Raw genomic sequence first — 13,331 nt, 5'->3', positions numbered from 1 at the left:
GCGCCACGTCCCTTGCGTATCATGGGCGCAGCTGCAAGGAAGCCGTTGACGCAAGCCCAGGAACCGTCGCGACCACGCTTGCGACGCCGTTTGCCCCACTTTTTCTCCGGAGGGCCCATGAGCCTGCACGAACTCAATACTTTCCCTGGCGTCACCGCCCAACCTGACGCCGCCACGGCCCAGTTCGTCTTCAACCACACCATGCTGCGCGTCAAGGACATCACCCAGTCCCTGGATTTCTACACCCGCGTGCTAGGTTTCTCGCTGGTGGAAAAGCGCGACTTCCCGGAAGCCGAATTCAGCCTGTATTTCCTGGCGTTGGTGGACAAGCACCAGATCCCGGCGGACGCGGCAGCGCGTACCGAATGGATGAAGTCGATCCCTGGCATCCTGGAACTGACCCACAACCACGGCACCGAAAGCGACCCGGCGTTCGCCTACCATAACGGCAACACCGACCCTCGCGGCTTCGGCCATATCTGCATCTCGGTACCGGACGTCGTCGCAGCCTGCGAGCGCTTCGAAGCATTGGGCTGCAACTTCCAGAAGCGCCTGAGCGACGGTCGCATGAAAAGCCTGGCCTTCATCAAGGACCCGGATGGCTACTGGGTCGAGATCATCCAGCCTGCGCCGTTGTAAATCCACAGCAGGATCACAAGTTCTACAACCACATCAGCCCCCTTGTGGGAGCCAATGCTGTTCACTTGAGGCAATCGACAAACCCGTGGCGAGGGAGCTTGCTCCCGCTGGGCCGCGAAGCGGCCCCAAAACCTGCCATGTGCGGCGTATCAGACACACCGCCCCCGCCGGTTTACGACTGCTTCGCAGCCGAGCGGGAGCAAGCTCCCTCACCACAGGGTCAGCATTTTTCTTAAGTGAACGGCATTACCTTGTGGGAGCGAGCTTGCTCGCGATGGCGGTCTGTCTGGCACATCAATATTGAATGGGCTGCAGCTATCGCGAGCAAGCTCGCTCCCACAGGAGAATGCGTGATTCGAATAAAAAACCCCATGAGCCAATGGCTCATGGGGTTTTGTGTTTTCCGCTATCGGTTGTTCAGGCCGGCGCGGAGGTGCGGATCAGGTGATCGAAGGCACTCAGGGAAGCCTTGGCGCCCTCGCCCACGGCGATCACGATCTGCTTGTACGGCACGGTGGTCACGTCACCGGCGGCGAACACGCCAGGGATCGAGGTTTCGCCACGGGCATCGACGATGATCTCGCCACGGGGTGACAACTCAACGGTGCCCTTGAGCCAATCGGTGTTAGGCAACAGGCCGATCTGCACGAAGATCCCCTCCAGCGCCACGTCGCGCACTTCACCGCTCGGACGATCCTTGTAGCGCAAGCCGTTGACCTTCTGGCCATCACCCGTCACTTCGGTGGTCTGGGCGTTGGTGATCACCGTCACGTTCGGCAGGCTGTGCAGCTTGCGCTGCAACACCGCGTCGGCACGTAATTGCACATCGAACTCCAGCAAGGTGACGTGGGCGACGATACCGGCCAGGTCGATCGCCGCTTCGACGCCGGAGTTACCGCCGCCAATCACCGCCACGCGCTTGCCCTTGAACAGCGGGCCGTCGCAGTGCGGGCAGTATGCCACGCCCTTGTTGCGGTATTGCTGCTCGCCCGGCACGTTCATTTCGCGCCAGCGGGCACCGGTCGCCAGGATCACGGTCTTGGCCTTGAGGCTCGCACCGCTGGCGAACTTGATTTCATGCAGCCCGCCGTCCTTGCCCGGCACCAGGCCGTCGGCACGTTGCAGGTTCATGATGTCCACGTCGTACTGCTTGACGTGCTCTTCCAGGGCGACGGCCAGTTTCGGCCCTTCGGTTTCCTGGACCGAGATGAAGTTCTCGATGGCCATGGTGTCCAGCACCTGGCCACCGAAACGTTCGGCCGCCACACCGGTGCGAATGCCTTTACGGGCCGCGTAGATCGCCGCCGAAGCGCCGGCCGGGCCACCGCCGACCACCAGCATATCAAAGGCGTCCTTGGCGCTGATTTTCTCGGCCTGGCGTTCGATACCGCTGGTATCGATCTTGGCGAGAATCTCTTCCAGGCCCATGCGGCCCTGGCCAAAGTTCACGCCGTTCAGGTAAATGCTGGGCACAGCCATGATCTGGCGCTCATCGACTTCGGCCTGGAACAGCGCGCCGTCGATGGCGACGTGGCGAATGTTCGGGTTCAGCACCGCCATCAAGTTCAGCGCCTGGACCACGTCCGGGCAGTTCTGGCACGACAGCGAGAAATACGTCTCGAAGTTGAACTCGCCCTTGAGCGAGCGGATCTGTTCGATGACTTCGACACTGGCCTTCGACGGGTGGCCACCGACTTGCAGCAGGGCCAGCACCAGCGAAGTGAATTCATGCCCCATGGGAATGCCGGCGAAACGCAGGCTGATATCGGCTCCCGGGCGGTTCAACGAAAACGAAGGCTTGCGCGCATCGGTGCCGTTGTCGAGCAAAGTAATCTGGTGGGAAAGACTGGCAACGTCTTGGAGTAACGCGAGCATTTCCTGGGATTTCGCACCGTCGTCGAGGGAGGCGACGATCTCGATCGGCTGGGTGACCCGTTCCAGGTATGACTTCAACTGAGCTTTAAGATTGGCGTCCAACATACGGGCGATTTCCATTTTTTTGAATTTCAGAAAAAACAACGCCCGAGCGAATCTCGCCCGGGCGTTTTGTGGGGCGAAGCGGCTTACTTGATTAAGAGCGGATCGCCCTCGGATGACTCACAGGTTTAGATCTTGCCGACCAGGTCCAGGGACGGAGCCAGGGTGGCCTCGCCTTCTTTCCACTTGGCTGGGCAGACTTCGCCTGGGTGAGCGGCAACGTACTGAGCGGCCTTGATCTTGCGCAGCAGCTCGGAAGCGTCACGGCCTACACCGCCGTCGTTGATTTCAACGATCTTGATCTGGCCTTCCGGGTTGATCACGAAAGTACCGCGGTCAGCCAGGCCGACTTCTTCGATCAGCACGTCGAAGTTGCGGGAGATGACGTGGGTCGGGTCGCCGATCATGGTGTACTGGATCTTGCCGATGGCTGGCGAAGTGTTGTGCCAGGCCGCGTGGGCAAAGTGAGTGTCGGTGGAAACGCTGTAGATCTCGACGCCCAGTTTCTGGAATTCGGCGTAGTTATCGGCCAGGTCTTCCAGTTCGGTTGGGCAGACGAAGGTGAAGTCAGCCGGGTAGAAGAACACGACAGACCACTTGCCTTTCAGGTCGGCGTCCGACACTTCGACGAAAGCGCCGTTTTTGAAAGCGGTGGCGTTGAACGGTTTGACTTGGCTGTTGATGATAGGCATCGATGTTTCTCCGTCAGGGGTTGAAAAGTTGATGGAGAGGATCTTACCCACTCATCTCCAGGCTGGCTCATTGGCAAACCTGATGCGAATGATTGGTTTTGGCTATCAGGAATCTATATAGATAGAAGAAATCTGTAGGGCCGTGTAGGAGCTGTCGAGTGCAACGAGGCTGCGATCTTTTGATCTTGATCTTTCGCTTGGGACTCAAGCGTTTGGGGAAAGATCGCAGCCTCGTTGCACTCGACAGCTCCTACATAGCTTCTATGCAGCGTATAAAGCTGCGTCAGGCGACGGGGGTACGCATCGTCACGAATTCTTCGGCGGCAGTTGGGTGCACGCCGATGGTTTCGTCGAAGTCGCGCTTGGTGGCGCCGGCCTTGAGGGCGATGGCCAAGCCTTGGACGATTTCCCCGGCGTCCGGTCCAACCATGTGGCAGCCCAAGACTTTATCGGTATTGGCATCGACGACCAGTTTCATCAAGGTGCGTTCCTGGCAGTCGGTGAGGGTCAGCTTCATCGGCCGGAAACGGCTTTCAAAAATTTGTACCTCATGCCCCTCCTCCCGGGCCTGCTCTTCGGTCAGGCCCACCGTGCCGATGTTCGGCACGCTGAACACGGCGGTGGGGATCATCCGGTAATCCACCAGGCGATACTGCTCGGGCTTGAACAGCCGCCGTGCCACCGCCATGCCTTCGGCCAGGGCCACGGGCGTAAGCTGCACACGGCCGATCACATCGCCAATGGCCAGGATCGACGGTTCAGTGGTCTCGTATTTTTCGTTGACCTGCACGAAGCCTTTTTCGTCCAGCTTGACGCCCGTGTTTTCCAGCCCAAGGTTGTCCAGCATCGGCCGTCGGCCCGTGGCGTAGAACACACAATCGGTCGACAGCGTGCGACCGTCCTTGAGCGTCACCTTGAGGCTGCCGTCCGCTTCTTTATCGATGCTCTGGATGTCGGCGTTGAATTGCAGATCCAGGCCACGACGTTGCAGCTCTTCAGCCAGATGCTTGCGCACGGCGCCGTCGAAGCCACGCAGGAACAAGTCACCGCGATAGAGCAAGGACGTCTGCGCGCCCATGCCATGGAAAATCCCGGCGAATTCAACGGCAATGTAGCCGCCGCCCACCACCAGCATGCGCTTGGGCAACGTCTTGAGGAAAAACGCCTCGTTGGAACTGATGGCATGCTCGCGACCTGGAATGTCAGGGATTACCGGCCAGCCGCCCGTGGCGATCATGATGTGTTCGGCGGTGTAGCGCTGGCCGTTGATCTCGACTTCGTGCGGGCCGCTGATCCTGGCGTGGCCTTCATGCAACGTCACGCCACTGTTGACCAGCAGGTTACGGTAGATACCGTTGAGGCGATTGATCTCGCGGTCCTTGTTGGCGATCAACGTGGCCCAGTCGAAACTCGCCTCGCCCGCCGTCCAGCCATAGGCCGATGCCTGCTCGAAGTCCTCGGCGTAATGCGCGCCGTAGACCAGCAGCTTTTTCGGCACGCAGCCCACGTTCACGCAGGTCCCGCCCAGGTAGCGGCTTTCCGCCACGGCCACCTTGGCCCCGAAACCGGCGGCGAACCGCGCAGCCCGCACGCCACCGGAACCGGCGCCAATCACATACAAGTCAAAATCGTAGGCCATCTTCTATCTCCTTCGGCAGGTCACCAGCATACCTGCTGTTTTCGCCAGAGGCAGCGTTGCGATGGTTATGGGGCGGAAAATGGAAAAGCCAGTTGGGTTGGATCGAATGGGCAACCTAAGCGCAATTTCTGTGGGAGCGAGCTTGCTCGCGATAGCGTCGGCACATTCGGCACCGATGCAAGCTGACCCACCGCCATCGCGAGCAAGCTCGCTCCCACAGTAGTTTTGGGTGGTCTCAGGATTTTCATACCTCACAGGGTTTTGTTTGTGGGATTGAGGCGTTGCGAGATTTTTCCCCAAGCAAAAAAAAACGCCCCGAACCATTCGGGGCGTTTTTTCAAGGCGTGGCGCGGGCTATCAGTAAGCCTTGCCCGTCTTGTAGAAGTTCTCGAAGCAGAAGTTGGTCGCGTCGATGTAGCCTTCGGCGCCACCGCAGTCAAAACGCTTGCCCTTGAACTTGTAGGCCATGACGCAGCCGTTCTGGGCCTGTTTCATCAGGGCGTCGGTGATCTGGATTTCGCCGCCCTTGCCTGGCTCGGTCTGTTCGATCAGGTCGAAGATGTCCGGGGTCAGGATGTAGCGACCGATGATCGCCAGGTTCGACGGTGCGTCTTCAGGCTTTGGTTTTTCAACCATGCTGTGGACGCGGTAGATGTCGTCGCGGATCATTTCGCCGGCGATCACGCCGTACTTGTTGGTTTCTTGCGGATCGACTTCCTGGATCGCCACGATGGAGCAGCGGAACTGCTTGTACAGCTTGACCATCTGGGTCAGGACGCCGTCGCCTTCGAGGTTGACGCACAGGTCGTCCGCCAGGACCACGGCGAACGGTTCGTCACCGATCAGTGGGCGACCGGTCAGGATCGCGTGGCCCAGGCCTTTCATTTCGGTCTGGCGGGTGTAGGAGAACGAGCACTCATCCAGCAATTTGCGGATGCCGACCAGGTACTTTTCCTTGTCGGTGCCTTTGATCTGGTTTTCCAGCTCGTAGCTGATGTCGAAATGGTCTTCCAGGGCGCGCTTGCCACGGCCAGTCACGATGGAGATTTCAGTCAGACCCGCATCAAGGGCTTCTTCGACGCCGTACTGGATCAGTGGCTTGTTCACCACCGGCAGCATTTCTTTGGGCATGGCTTTAGTCGCTGGCAGGAAGCGAGTACCGTAACCGGCTGCTGGGAACAAGCATTTCTTGATCATATAAGTCCTTGAAAAGGCGGTGTGTACGAGTTTCGGCGCAGTCTAATCAGGCGACGGGCACCTTACAATGCCCGCACTGGCCAACCGGTGCCATCATAGAGAAATAAAAAACGGCGGATAGTTCAATCGCCTTTCGTTTCGATGGCTGCAGCGGTCCACTGTACGCCAGTGAGCGCTGTTTGCGAGCATTTGACGTATCATGGCGGCCTTGATCACGCCAACTGAGGCAGCTAGATGTCGGCAAGAAACGCAAACGGTTATTCGGTCAGCCAGGGCAAGGACGGCCAGTGGTGGATTATCAACTACCACGGCGAGCAGGTCGCCGGTCCCTTGCCCAGCAAGGCCATGGCAGTGGAAGTGGCTGCGGTATTCCAGGACGAACGCGCGGCTCCAGCGACAAAAGAACGCGAAAGCGCCCCCGCCCGCAGCCCCCGCCGCAAGAAATGAGCCGCAGGAAATAAACAGACGAGCCTCTAGTAAATGCCATCCGCGCATCGAACGAGGCTTGTTTAGCTGTACCGCAATGGCCATTCGCTATAACCTCGCCATTGCCCTTCCCTCCTCGATGACGATCCCATGAAAACACTTCTGGCGCTGTTTACAGTCCTGGCCCTGGCGGGCTGTGCCTCGGCCGAAAAAACCTATCTCGATAATGGTGAGCAAGGCTTGGCGATCGACTGTTCGGGCGAGGCCAATTCCTGGGCGACTTGCTATGAAAAGGCCGATGCGTCCTGTGCCGGCACTGGCTACCGCATCGTCGGCACCGACGGCACGCCCCAGGCCAAGGACAGCGAGAAGACCCTGGGCGTCGACGTCGGCAACTTCAGCAGCCGCAGTGTCGTGGTGGTCTGCAAATAAGTTTGCAAAGAAATCAGATGTGGATCTCGGCGAACTTGATGCCCAGCCCACGTATGGTCTCGACCAGGTCATCGAGCTGGCTGAAGGACTCGACTTCGTCCTGCTCATCCACCAGGAAAAAACTGCGCCCGGCGCTTTTCTTGAAGAACACGATCCATTCGCCCGGGCTCGCCGGGTTCTGGATCACGTGGGTAGCAAAGATAAGGCCTTCCGCATGGCGCTCGCGCACCTGCTCGCGTTTCATCGAGTGACTCCATGAATGACAATGCCGCCAACGTTGACCGTGGCGGCATTTTTTGTCGAGGGACAGCAGTTTATCCGATGGCCGGTCCGCTCGTCAGGCGCTGACGGTGTTCAGCCGGAAATGCAGGCGTTGGCTGCATCCTGCACGTCGCCCGGACGCACGGGCACGTTGGACATGCTTTCGTGCAACTTGATGCTGCTACCACTGGAACGCTCGTCAATGTCGAACACTGCCGCTGGCAGGGTCGACAGTTTGCCCGGGACGATCAGCCGCACGCCGTTCTTGTGCGGCTCCATCTGCAGCGAACCACGGCTGCTGGCCAGCTTGTCGGCCACGCACTTGGCATATTCGTGGGGTTTCTTTCCGGAGATGACGCTCATGGTGGGGGGCGTCTGGTTGATGTCCGATACCGATGCACATCCACTCATGGCCAATGCCAACACCCACACGCTGCGCTTCATATGTTTCCTCCAATAAAGATGCTCCGACAGTGCAAACACCGTTTTGCTCCGGTGCCGCACCGCTTTTTTTTCCCGCTACCTGCGATAAATGAACAAAGCCTGGCGCGCGGGCCGGATATTAACACTCGGGGCTGATAAACTGCGCCTCATTGCCCCTTGCTATCGTTTTGATTTTGTAGAAAAAGCCCTTCTGGAGGCGCCCATGAAATTCATTCACCAGCGCGAGCACCTGAACGAAGACGACATTGTCGTCATCGAATGCTCGCAGATGTGCAACATCCGTTTGATGAACGACGCCAACTTCCGCAGCTTCAAGAACGGCGGCCGGCACACGTATCACGGCGGCGCGTTCGACACCTTCCCGGCCAGGATCACGGCGCCGAGCACCGGTTTCTGGAACATCACCATCGACACCGTCAACCGCCGTGCAATCAGCGTCACGCGCAAGCCGACCCTGACCCACAAGATCAAGATCATCCGGCGCTCCAGCTCGAAACTGAGCTGAACATCGCCCTTTCAAGAAAGGCAAAACCGTGGCCCAGACGACCAAATACGTCATCAAGTACAAGCTCAACAACGAGCGCCGTTTCGAATTCGCGCAACTGGAAACCGGCACCGAGGAAGAAGCCCTGGCCGCGTTGCAAAAGCTGCACGGCGAGACCGACGATGTGATCAGCGAGGTCAAGGTCAGCAAGGCGCTGTAATGGCTCATCCTGATTGATTTTTGTAGCCACTGGGTGGGCACGATGCTTTTGTGGCGAAGGAGCTTGCTCCCGCTCGGCTCTGTAGGAGCTGTCGAGTGCAACGAGGCTGCGATCTTTCCCCGGACATTTGAGTCTCAAGCGAAAGATCAAGATCAAGATCAAGATCAAAAGATCGCAGGCTTCGCCAGCTCCTACAGAGCCCACAGGGATGGCTGCGCACCGCAAGAATCGGAGTGCCCGGCAACGCCGCACTGCGCAGACTGAACAGTCCTTTCCAACAAGGATTGCCATCATGCCCCCTACGCTTTCCCTGCCCCAACACCTCGTCAACCTGGACTGGCCCACCCTGGAGCACAGTCTCGACCAGGACGGCTGTGCAATCATTCGCAACCTGCTGCCGCCATCGCAATGCCGGCAACTGAGTGGTTTGTACGCCGAACCCAGCCTTTTCCGTTCACGGGTGATCATGGCCCGCCATGGATTCGGGCGCGGTGAGTATCAGTATTTTCGCTATCCGCTACCGGACCTCATCCAACAGCTGCGTCAGTCGCTGTACCCCATGCTGGTGCCGCTGGCGAACCGCTGGAATGAATCCATGGGCCTGGACGTGCGCTACCCCCACAAACACACCGACTTTATCCAGCGCTGCCACGCCGCCGGACAATCGCGCCCCACACCGTTGTTGCTGCAATACGGCCCGCAGGACTACAACTGCCTGCACCAGGATCTGTACGGCGAGCAGGTGTTCCCCTTGCAGGTCGCGATCCTGCTGTCGGAACCGGGCCGGGAGTTTACCGGTGGCGAGTTTGTCCTCACCGAACAACGCCCGCGCATGCAGTCGCGGCCCCTGGTCATGGATCTGAAACAGGGCGATGCGCTGGTGTTTGCTGTGCACCAGCGGCCGGTCAAAGGCGTTCGCGGTTATTATCGGGTGAACATGCGCCATGGCGTCAGCCGCGTGCACAGTGGCAGACGGCACACCCTGGGAATCATTTTTCATGATGCGCAATAACGACACACCGATCACCTTGGACCTGTTCGCCGAGCAGGCGCCCACCCCGCCCGGCCAGGTAGAGCAAGTCGGCCAGCAAGCGTTCGTGCTGCGCGGGTTTGCCCTGCCCTGGCTCGAGCGCTTGCTGCCGGTGCTGGAGAGCGTCTTGCAAGCTGCGCCGTTCCGGCAGATGGTCACGCCCGGCGGCTTTACCATGTCGGTGGCCTTGAGCAGTTGCGGCGCGCTGGGCTGGACCACCGACCGCAGCGGCTATCGCTACACCGCCCATGACCCACAGACCGGCCGCCCCTGGCCCGACATGCCGGCGGTGTTTCGCGAACTGGCCCAGGCTGCCGCCCGCCAGGCGGGGTTCGAGGCGTTCGAGCCCGACGCCTGCCTGATCAACCGCTATGTGCCCGGCGCGCGAATGTCGCTGCACCAGGACAAGAACGAGCGCTCCCTCGACGCCCCCATCGTCTCGATGTCCCTGGGCTTGCCGGCGGTGTTCCAGTTCGGCGGCTTCGCGCGCAGCGACAAAAGCCTGCGCATCCCGCTGTTCCATGGCGACATCGTGGTCTGGGGCGGCGTGGACCGCTTGCGTTACCACGGCGTGCTGCCGCTCAAGGAAGGACAACACCCGCGCCTGGGCGCCCAGCGGATCAACCTGACGTTTCGCACCGCCGGGTGAAGGTGCAGAATTCGACCGCAAGACCCGGAGTGTCGCCCTCTCGCAGGCTGGCTAATGTAGCCAAAACGGGCCAATGGATAACGACCATGAACAGCACTTCAAACAATCTCGCCGCTGAACAGGATCCTCGCTGGGCCGCCGTGCTCGCCCGCGATCCGCGCGCCGACGGAACATTTGTCTATGGCGTGAAAACCACCGGCATCTACTGCCACCCCAGCAGCCTGTCGCGCCTGCCCAACCCGCGCAACGTCGAATTCTTCGACACGCCGGAACAGGCCCAGGCCGCCGGCTACCGGCCCAGCAAGCGCGTGGCTCGGGACCAGACCCAGGTCGCCGCCCAACAAGCGGCCCGGGTCGCGGCGGCCTGCCGGCAGATCGAGGCCGCCGAGGCACTGCCCGGCCTGAATGAACTGGCAGACAGCGCCGGCTTGAGTCCCTTCCATTTTCATCGGGTCTTCAAGGCCGTCACCGGCTTGACCCCAAAGGGTTACGCCGCCGCCCACCGCTCACGCAAGGTCCGCGAACGCCTGGCCGATGGCGGCACCATCACCGAGGCGTTGTACGACGCCGGTTTCAATTCCAACAGCCGTTTCTATGAGGCGGCCGACAAGGTGTTGGGCATGAAGCCCGCCGACTACCGCGCCGCCGGGCAGAATACCGACATCCGTTTCGCCGTCGGCCAGTGCTCCCTCGGGGCGATCCTGGTGGCGCAAAGCGAGCGTGGCGTATGCGCGATCCTGCTGGGCGACGATCCGGATACGCTGGTGCGCGACCTGCAGGACAAATTCCGCCGGGCCAACCTCATCGGTGCCGACCGGGAGTTCGAGCAGTTGATCGCCCAAGTGGTGGGCTTCATCGAAGCTCCCGCCTTGGGCCTGGACCTGCCCTTGGACCTGCGCGGCACCGCCTTCCAGGAGCGAGTCTGGCAAGCGTTGCGGGACATCCCCGCCGGCAGCACCGCCAGCTACGCCGAGATCGCCCAGCGCATCGGCATGCCCAAGGCCGTGCGCGCCGTGGCCCAGGCCTGTGGCGCCAACAGCCTGGCGGTGGCGATTCCTTGCCACCGGGTGGTGCGCAGCGACGGCAACCTGTCGGGCTATCGCTGGGGCGTGGAGCGCAAGCGTCAATTGCTGGCGCTGGAACGCTCGTCCGGGGATTGAATGCCGATGTAGATCGCCACGGATTCGGGGCCGCTGTAGACCTCGAAATCGCTGGTGAAACGGCGCAGCGTCTGCGGGTTATCGGCGAAGTACGCCCAGATCAAGCCCCAGGTCTGGATCACGCAATCGGGCATCGGTCCCTTGGCCGAAAACACCAGGTAATCCCCGCCCTCGATGTCCACGGCGGGGTAGCCTGCGCTGGTGGCATCCACCTGCACCCCGGCCGTTACGTCGAAGTGGCCGGTGGCGTCGGACTCGTAATTGGAATAGACACCGTAGACGAACGACTCCGACTGCCGGGCCGGAATCGTGTCGAACAACCCTTCGGTGAAGAATTGTTGCCACATCGGGCCGATCCTCGCCGTGTCGGGATGCTGCTCGTCGGTGTTGCGGGTGCGCACCTGCAAACCGGCCACGGTGAAGGGTTCGACAGTCTTGAGTTTCACATCCATGGGTCAGGCTCCTTGATGTATGAAGCCCGCATGGTAACTCTCACGGCGTCGGGATCAAGCGGCGAGCACTCGATTGAAAAACTCGACTGGCCGTCGCCGGCCCACACCTGTTAAAAACGCTGTTTCCTTCTGCCGTCGGAGACCCGTACATGAGCCAGTGGCCAGACACTCGCATTCTTGACTTGCTCGGCATCGAGCTGCCCATCATCCAAGGGCCGTTGGCCGGGGTGACCGGGCCGGCCATGGTGGTCGCGACCTGCAATGCCGGCGGGTTGGGTTCGATGCCGGCGGCGATGCTCGATGTCGAACAACTGCGCCAGGCGCTGACGACCATCCGCGAGCAGACCGACAAACCATTCAATGTGAATTTTTTCTCTCACCAGCCACCGGCCTTCGACGAACAACGGGCCGAGGCCTGGAAGCAACGGCTCAAGCCGTACTACGAGGAATTGGGCGTCGACTTCGACGCACCGACGCCGGTGTCCAACCGCACGCCTTTCGATGATGCAGCCTGCCGGGTGCTGGAGGAGATGCGTCCCAAGGTGGTGAGTTTCCATTTCGGTCTGCCGGAAAAATCCCTGCTGGACCGGGTCAAGGCCACCGGGGCGAAAATCCTTTCTTCGGCCACCACCGTCGAGGAAGCCATCTGGCTTGAACAGCACGGTTGCGACGCGATCATCGCCATGGGTTATGAAGCCGGGGGGCATCGTGGAATGTTCCTCAGCGACGACCTCAACACCCAGGTTGGGCTGTTTGCCTTGTTGCCGCAGGTGGTGGATGCGGTGAAGGTGCCAGTGATCGCCACCGGTGGCATCGGCGATGCGCGGGGGATTGTCGCGGCGTTCGCCCTCGGTGCCTCGGCGGTGCAATTGGGCAGCGCCTATCTGTTCACGCCCGAGGCGAAGATCAGCGCGTCCCATCACCGGGCGTTGCGCACAGCGAAGGAAAGCCAGACCGCGGTCACCAACCTGTTCACCGGCCGTCCGGCCCGGGGCATCGTCAACCGGGTGATGCGCGAAGTGGGCCCGATGAGTCCGCTGGCCCCAGCGTTCCCCCTGGCCGGCGGCGCGTTGATGCCGCTGCGGGCCAAGGGCGAAGCAGACTTCAGCAACCTCTGGGCCGGCCAGGCCTTCCCTCTGGGCCGCGAGTTGTCGGCGGCCGAGTTGACGCGGCGGTTGGCCGAGGAGGCATTGGCCCGACTCCACAGGGCGAATGTCTGATCGAGCGCTATCGCGAGCAAGCTCGCTCCCACAGGGGATAGGGGGCAACCGGCAAATCTGGACACACCACCGGACCTGTGGGAGCCGAGCTTGCTCGCGATAGCGGTAGCACATTCAACAGGGATGCAAGCTGATCCACCGCCATCGCGAGCAGGCTCGCTCCCACAGGGAAAAGGGGGCAACCGGGAAATCTGGATACACCGCCGGACCTGTGGGAGCAGAGCTTGCTCGCGATAGCGGTAGCACATTCAACAGGGATGCAAGCTGATCCACCGCCATCGCGAGCAAGCTCGGCTCCCACAGGGTTCGGCGGTGAACGTGAATCCGGCTTCCACCCCAGGCCTCGTGTGGGAGCGAGCCTGCTCGCGATGGGGCCAGCCCTGGCACCCTCACCACCCCAGGCAAAATG

General features: G+C 60.9%; 16 protein-coding genes. 9 read left to right on the top strand and 7 right to left on the bottom strand.

The window, feature by feature from the left end; genetic code table 11:
- Positions 1 to 117 precede the first annotated feature (117 nt).
- Positions 118 to 639, top strand: coding sequence for a lactoylglutathione lyase (gene gloA / locus ACLH0I_RS12140; protein WP_186709321.1), 522 nt, complete (start codon positions 118 to 120; stop codon positions 637 to 639).
- A 417-nt stretch (positions 640 to 1,056) separates the two neighbouring features.
- Here gloA and ahpF read toward each other — a convergent pair whose 3' ends face one another.
- The 4 genes from ahpF to galU form a co-directional block, all read right to left on the bottom strand.
- Positions 1,057 to 2,619, bottom strand: a complete 1,563-nt coding sequence (gene ahpF, locus ACLH0I_RS12135; protein WP_411387186.1) for an alkyl hydroperoxide reductase subunit F — start codon at positions 2,617 to 2,619, stop codon at positions 1,057 to 1,059.
- Between the two features lie 125 nt (positions 2,620 to 2,744).
- Entirely contained in the window at positions 2,745 to 3,308 is a 564-nt protein-coding gene (gene ahpC, locus ACLH0I_RS12130; protein ID WP_053122943.1) for an alkyl hydroperoxide reductase subunit C, read from the bottom strand.
- 283 nt (positions 3,309 to 3,591) lie between these two features.
- Positions 3,592 to 4,947 carry a glutathione-disulfide reductase gene (gene gorA, locus ACLH0I_RS12125; RefSeq protein ID WP_411387185.1) on the bottom strand — a complete coding sequence of 452 codons (1,356 nt, stop codon included), beginning with the start codon at positions 4,945 to 4,947 and terminating at the stop codon, positions 3,592 to 3,594.
- Between the two features lie 357 nt (positions 4,948 to 5,304).
- The gene (galU, locus tag ACLH0I_RS12120) at positions 5,305 to 6,144 is read right to left on the bottom strand and encodes a UTP--glucose-1-phosphate uridylyltransferase GalU (RefSeq protein ID WP_003182953.1); all 840 of its coding nucleotides are present in this window, start codon (positions 6,142 to 6,144) and stop codon (positions 5,305 to 5,307) included.
- Positions 6,145 to 6,378: 234 nt separating this feature from the next.
- Between galU and ACLH0I_RS12115 the strand changes: the two genes are divergently transcribed.
- Both ACLH0I_RS12115 and ACLH0I_RS12110 read left to right on the top strand, forming a co-directional pair.
- The gene (locus tag ACLH0I_RS12115) at positions 6,379 to 6,591 is read left to right on the top strand and encodes a hypothetical protein (RefSeq protein ID WP_060741669.1); all 213 of its coding nucleotides are present in this window, start codon (positions 6,379 to 6,381) and stop codon (positions 6,589 to 6,591) included.
- Between the two features lie 129 nt (positions 6,592 to 6,720).
- Positions 6,721 to 7,002, top strand: coding sequence for a hypothetical protein (locus tag ACLH0I_RS12110; protein ID WP_186709309.1), 282 nt, complete (start codon positions 6,721 to 6,723; stop codon positions 7,000 to 7,002).
- Between the two features lie 13 nt (positions 7,003 to 7,015).
- Here the strand turns inward: ACLH0I_RS12110 and ACLH0I_RS12105 are convergent, their stop codons facing one another.
- Positions 7,016 to 7,246, bottom strand: a complete 231-nt coding sequence (locus ACLH0I_RS12105; protein ID WP_186709307.1) for a hypothetical protein — start codon at positions 7,244 to 7,246, stop codon at positions 7,016 to 7,018.
- A 110-nt stretch (positions 7,247 to 7,356) separates the two neighbouring features.
- Positions 7,357 to 7,707, bottom strand: coding sequence for a hypothetical protein (locus ACLH0I_RS12100; RefSeq protein WP_053122953.1), 351 nt, complete (start codon positions 7,705 to 7,707; stop codon positions 7,357 to 7,359).
- A gap of 202 nt (positions 7,708 to 7,909) precedes the next feature.
- Here ACLH0I_RS12100 and ACLH0I_RS12095 point away from each other — a divergent pair, with 202 nt between their 5' ends.
- The 5 genes from ACLH0I_RS12095 (at position 7,910) to ada (ending at position 11,250) form a co-directional block, all read left to right on the top strand.
- Complete coding sequence (locus ACLH0I_RS12095; protein ID WP_003182962.1) at positions 7,910 to 8,212, top strand: DUF1883 domain-containing protein; 303 nt, start codon at positions 7,910 to 7,912, stop codon at positions 8,210 to 8,212.
- Between the two features lie 28 nt (positions 8,213 to 8,240).
- A complete protein-coding gene (locus ACLH0I_RS12090) occupies positions 8,241 to 8,411 on the top strand; it encodes a hypothetical protein (RefSeq protein WP_250965542.1) in 171 nt (56 codons plus the stop codon).
- Between the two features lie 292 nt (positions 8,412 to 8,703).
- Complete coding sequence (locus ACLH0I_RS12085; RefSeq protein ID WP_411387184.1) at positions 8,704 to 9,423, top strand: 2OG-Fe(II) oxygenase; 720 nt, start codon at positions 8,704 to 8,706, stop codon at positions 9,421 to 9,423.
- Positions 9,410 to 10,090 carry a DNA oxidative demethylase AlkB gene (alkB, locus tag ACLH0I_RS12080; protein WP_250965540.1) on the top strand — a complete coding sequence of 227 codons (681 nt, stop codon included), beginning with the start codon at positions 9,410 to 9,412 and terminating at the stop codon, positions 10,088 to 10,090. The genes ACLH0I_RS12085 and alkB overlap by 14 nt, the downstream gene beginning before the upstream one ends.
- A gap of 86 nt (positions 10,091 to 10,176) precedes the next feature.
- A complete protein-coding gene (gene ada, locus ACLH0I_RS12075) occupies positions 10,177 to 11,250 on the top strand; it encodes a bifunctional DNA-binding transcriptional regulator/O6-methylguanine-DNA methyltransferase Ada (RefSeq protein ID WP_411387183.1) in 1,074 nt (357 codons plus the stop codon).
- Here the strand turns inward: ada and ACLH0I_RS12070 are convergent.
- On the bottom strand, positions 11,214 to 11,702 hold the full coding sequence (locus ACLH0I_RS12070) for a GyrI-like domain-containing protein (RefSeq protein WP_411387182.1): 489 nt from the start codon (positions 11,700 to 11,702) through the stop codon (positions 11,214 to 11,216). The genes ada and ACLH0I_RS12070 overlap by 37 nt on opposite strands.
- Positions 11,703 to 11,851: 149 nt before the next feature.
- Between ACLH0I_RS12070 and ACLH0I_RS12065 the strand changes: the two genes are divergently transcribed.
- Positions 11,852 to 12,922, top strand: a complete 1,071-nt coding sequence (locus tag ACLH0I_RS12065) for an NAD(P)H-dependent flavin oxidoreductase (protein WP_411387181.1) — start codon at positions 11,852 to 11,854, stop codon at positions 12,920 to 12,922.
- Positions 12,923 to 13,331: the final 409 nt, after the last annotated feature.

Origin of the sequence: Pseudomonas sp. MPB03, from assembly GCF_046605385.1 — a bacterium.
Taxonomy (GTDB): domain Bacteria; phylum Pseudomonadota; class Gammaproteobacteria; order Pseudomonadales; family Pseudomonadaceae; genus Aquipseudomonas; species Aquipseudomonas zanjanensis.
Note: the sequence above shows the minus strand (reverse complement) of the source record. Positions and strands in the feature narration are given on the sequence as shown.

Coding starts and splice junctions, on each gene's coding strand:
- gloA (WP_186709321.1), top strand. CDS start 118: ATGAGCCTGCACGAACTCAATACTTTCCCTGGCGTCACCGCCCAACCT.
- ahpF (WP_411387186.1), bottom strand. CDS start 2,619: ATGTTGGACGCCAATCTTAAAGCTCAGTTGAAGTCATACCTGGAACGG.
- ahpC (WP_053122943.1), bottom strand. CDS start 3,308: ATGCCTATCATCAACAGCCAAGTCAAACCGTTCAACGCCACCGCTTTC.
- gorA (WP_411387185.1), bottom strand. CDS start 4,947: ATGGCCTACGATTTTGACTTGTATGTGATTGGCGCCGGTTCCGGTGGC.
- galU (WP_003182953.1), bottom strand. CDS start 6,144: ATGATCAAGAAATGCTTGTTCCCAGCAGCCGGTTACGGTACTCGCTTC.
- ACLH0I_RS12115 (WP_060741669.1), top strand. CDS start 6,379: ATGTCGGCAAGAAACGCAAACGGTTATTCGGTCAGCCAGGGCAAGGAC.
- ACLH0I_RS12110 (WP_186709309.1), top strand. CDS start 6,721: ATGAAAACACTTCTGGCGCTGTTTACAGTCCTGGCCCTGGCGGGCTGT.
- ACLH0I_RS12105 (WP_186709307.1), bottom strand. CDS start 7,246: ATGAAACGCGAGCAGGTGCGCGAGCGCCATGCGGAAGGCCTTATCTTT.
- ACLH0I_RS12100 (WP_053122953.1), bottom strand. CDS start 7,707: ATGAAGCGCAGCGTGTGGGTGTTGGCATTGGCCATGAGTGGATGTGCA.
- ACLH0I_RS12095 (WP_003182962.1), top strand. CDS start 7,910: ATGAAATTCATTCACCAGCGCGAGCACCTGAACGAAGACGACATTGTC.
- ACLH0I_RS12085 (WP_411387184.1), top strand. CDS start 8,704: ATGCCCCCTACGCTTTCCCTGCCCCAACACCTCGTCAACCTGGACTGG.
- alkB (WP_250965540.1), top strand. CDS start 9,410: ATGATGCGCAATAACGACACACCGATCACCTTGGACCTGTTCGCCGAG.
- ada (WP_411387183.1), top strand. CDS start 10,177: ATGAACAGCACTTCAAACAATCTCGCCGCTGAACAGGATCCTCGCTGG.
- ACLH0I_RS12070 (WP_411387182.1), bottom strand. CDS start 11,702: ATGGATGTGAAACTCAAGACTGTCGAACCCTTCACCGTGGCCGGTTTG.
- ACLH0I_RS12065 (WP_411387181.1), top strand. CDS start 11,852: ATGAGCCAGTGGCCAGACACTCGCATTCTTGACTTGCTCGGCATCGAG.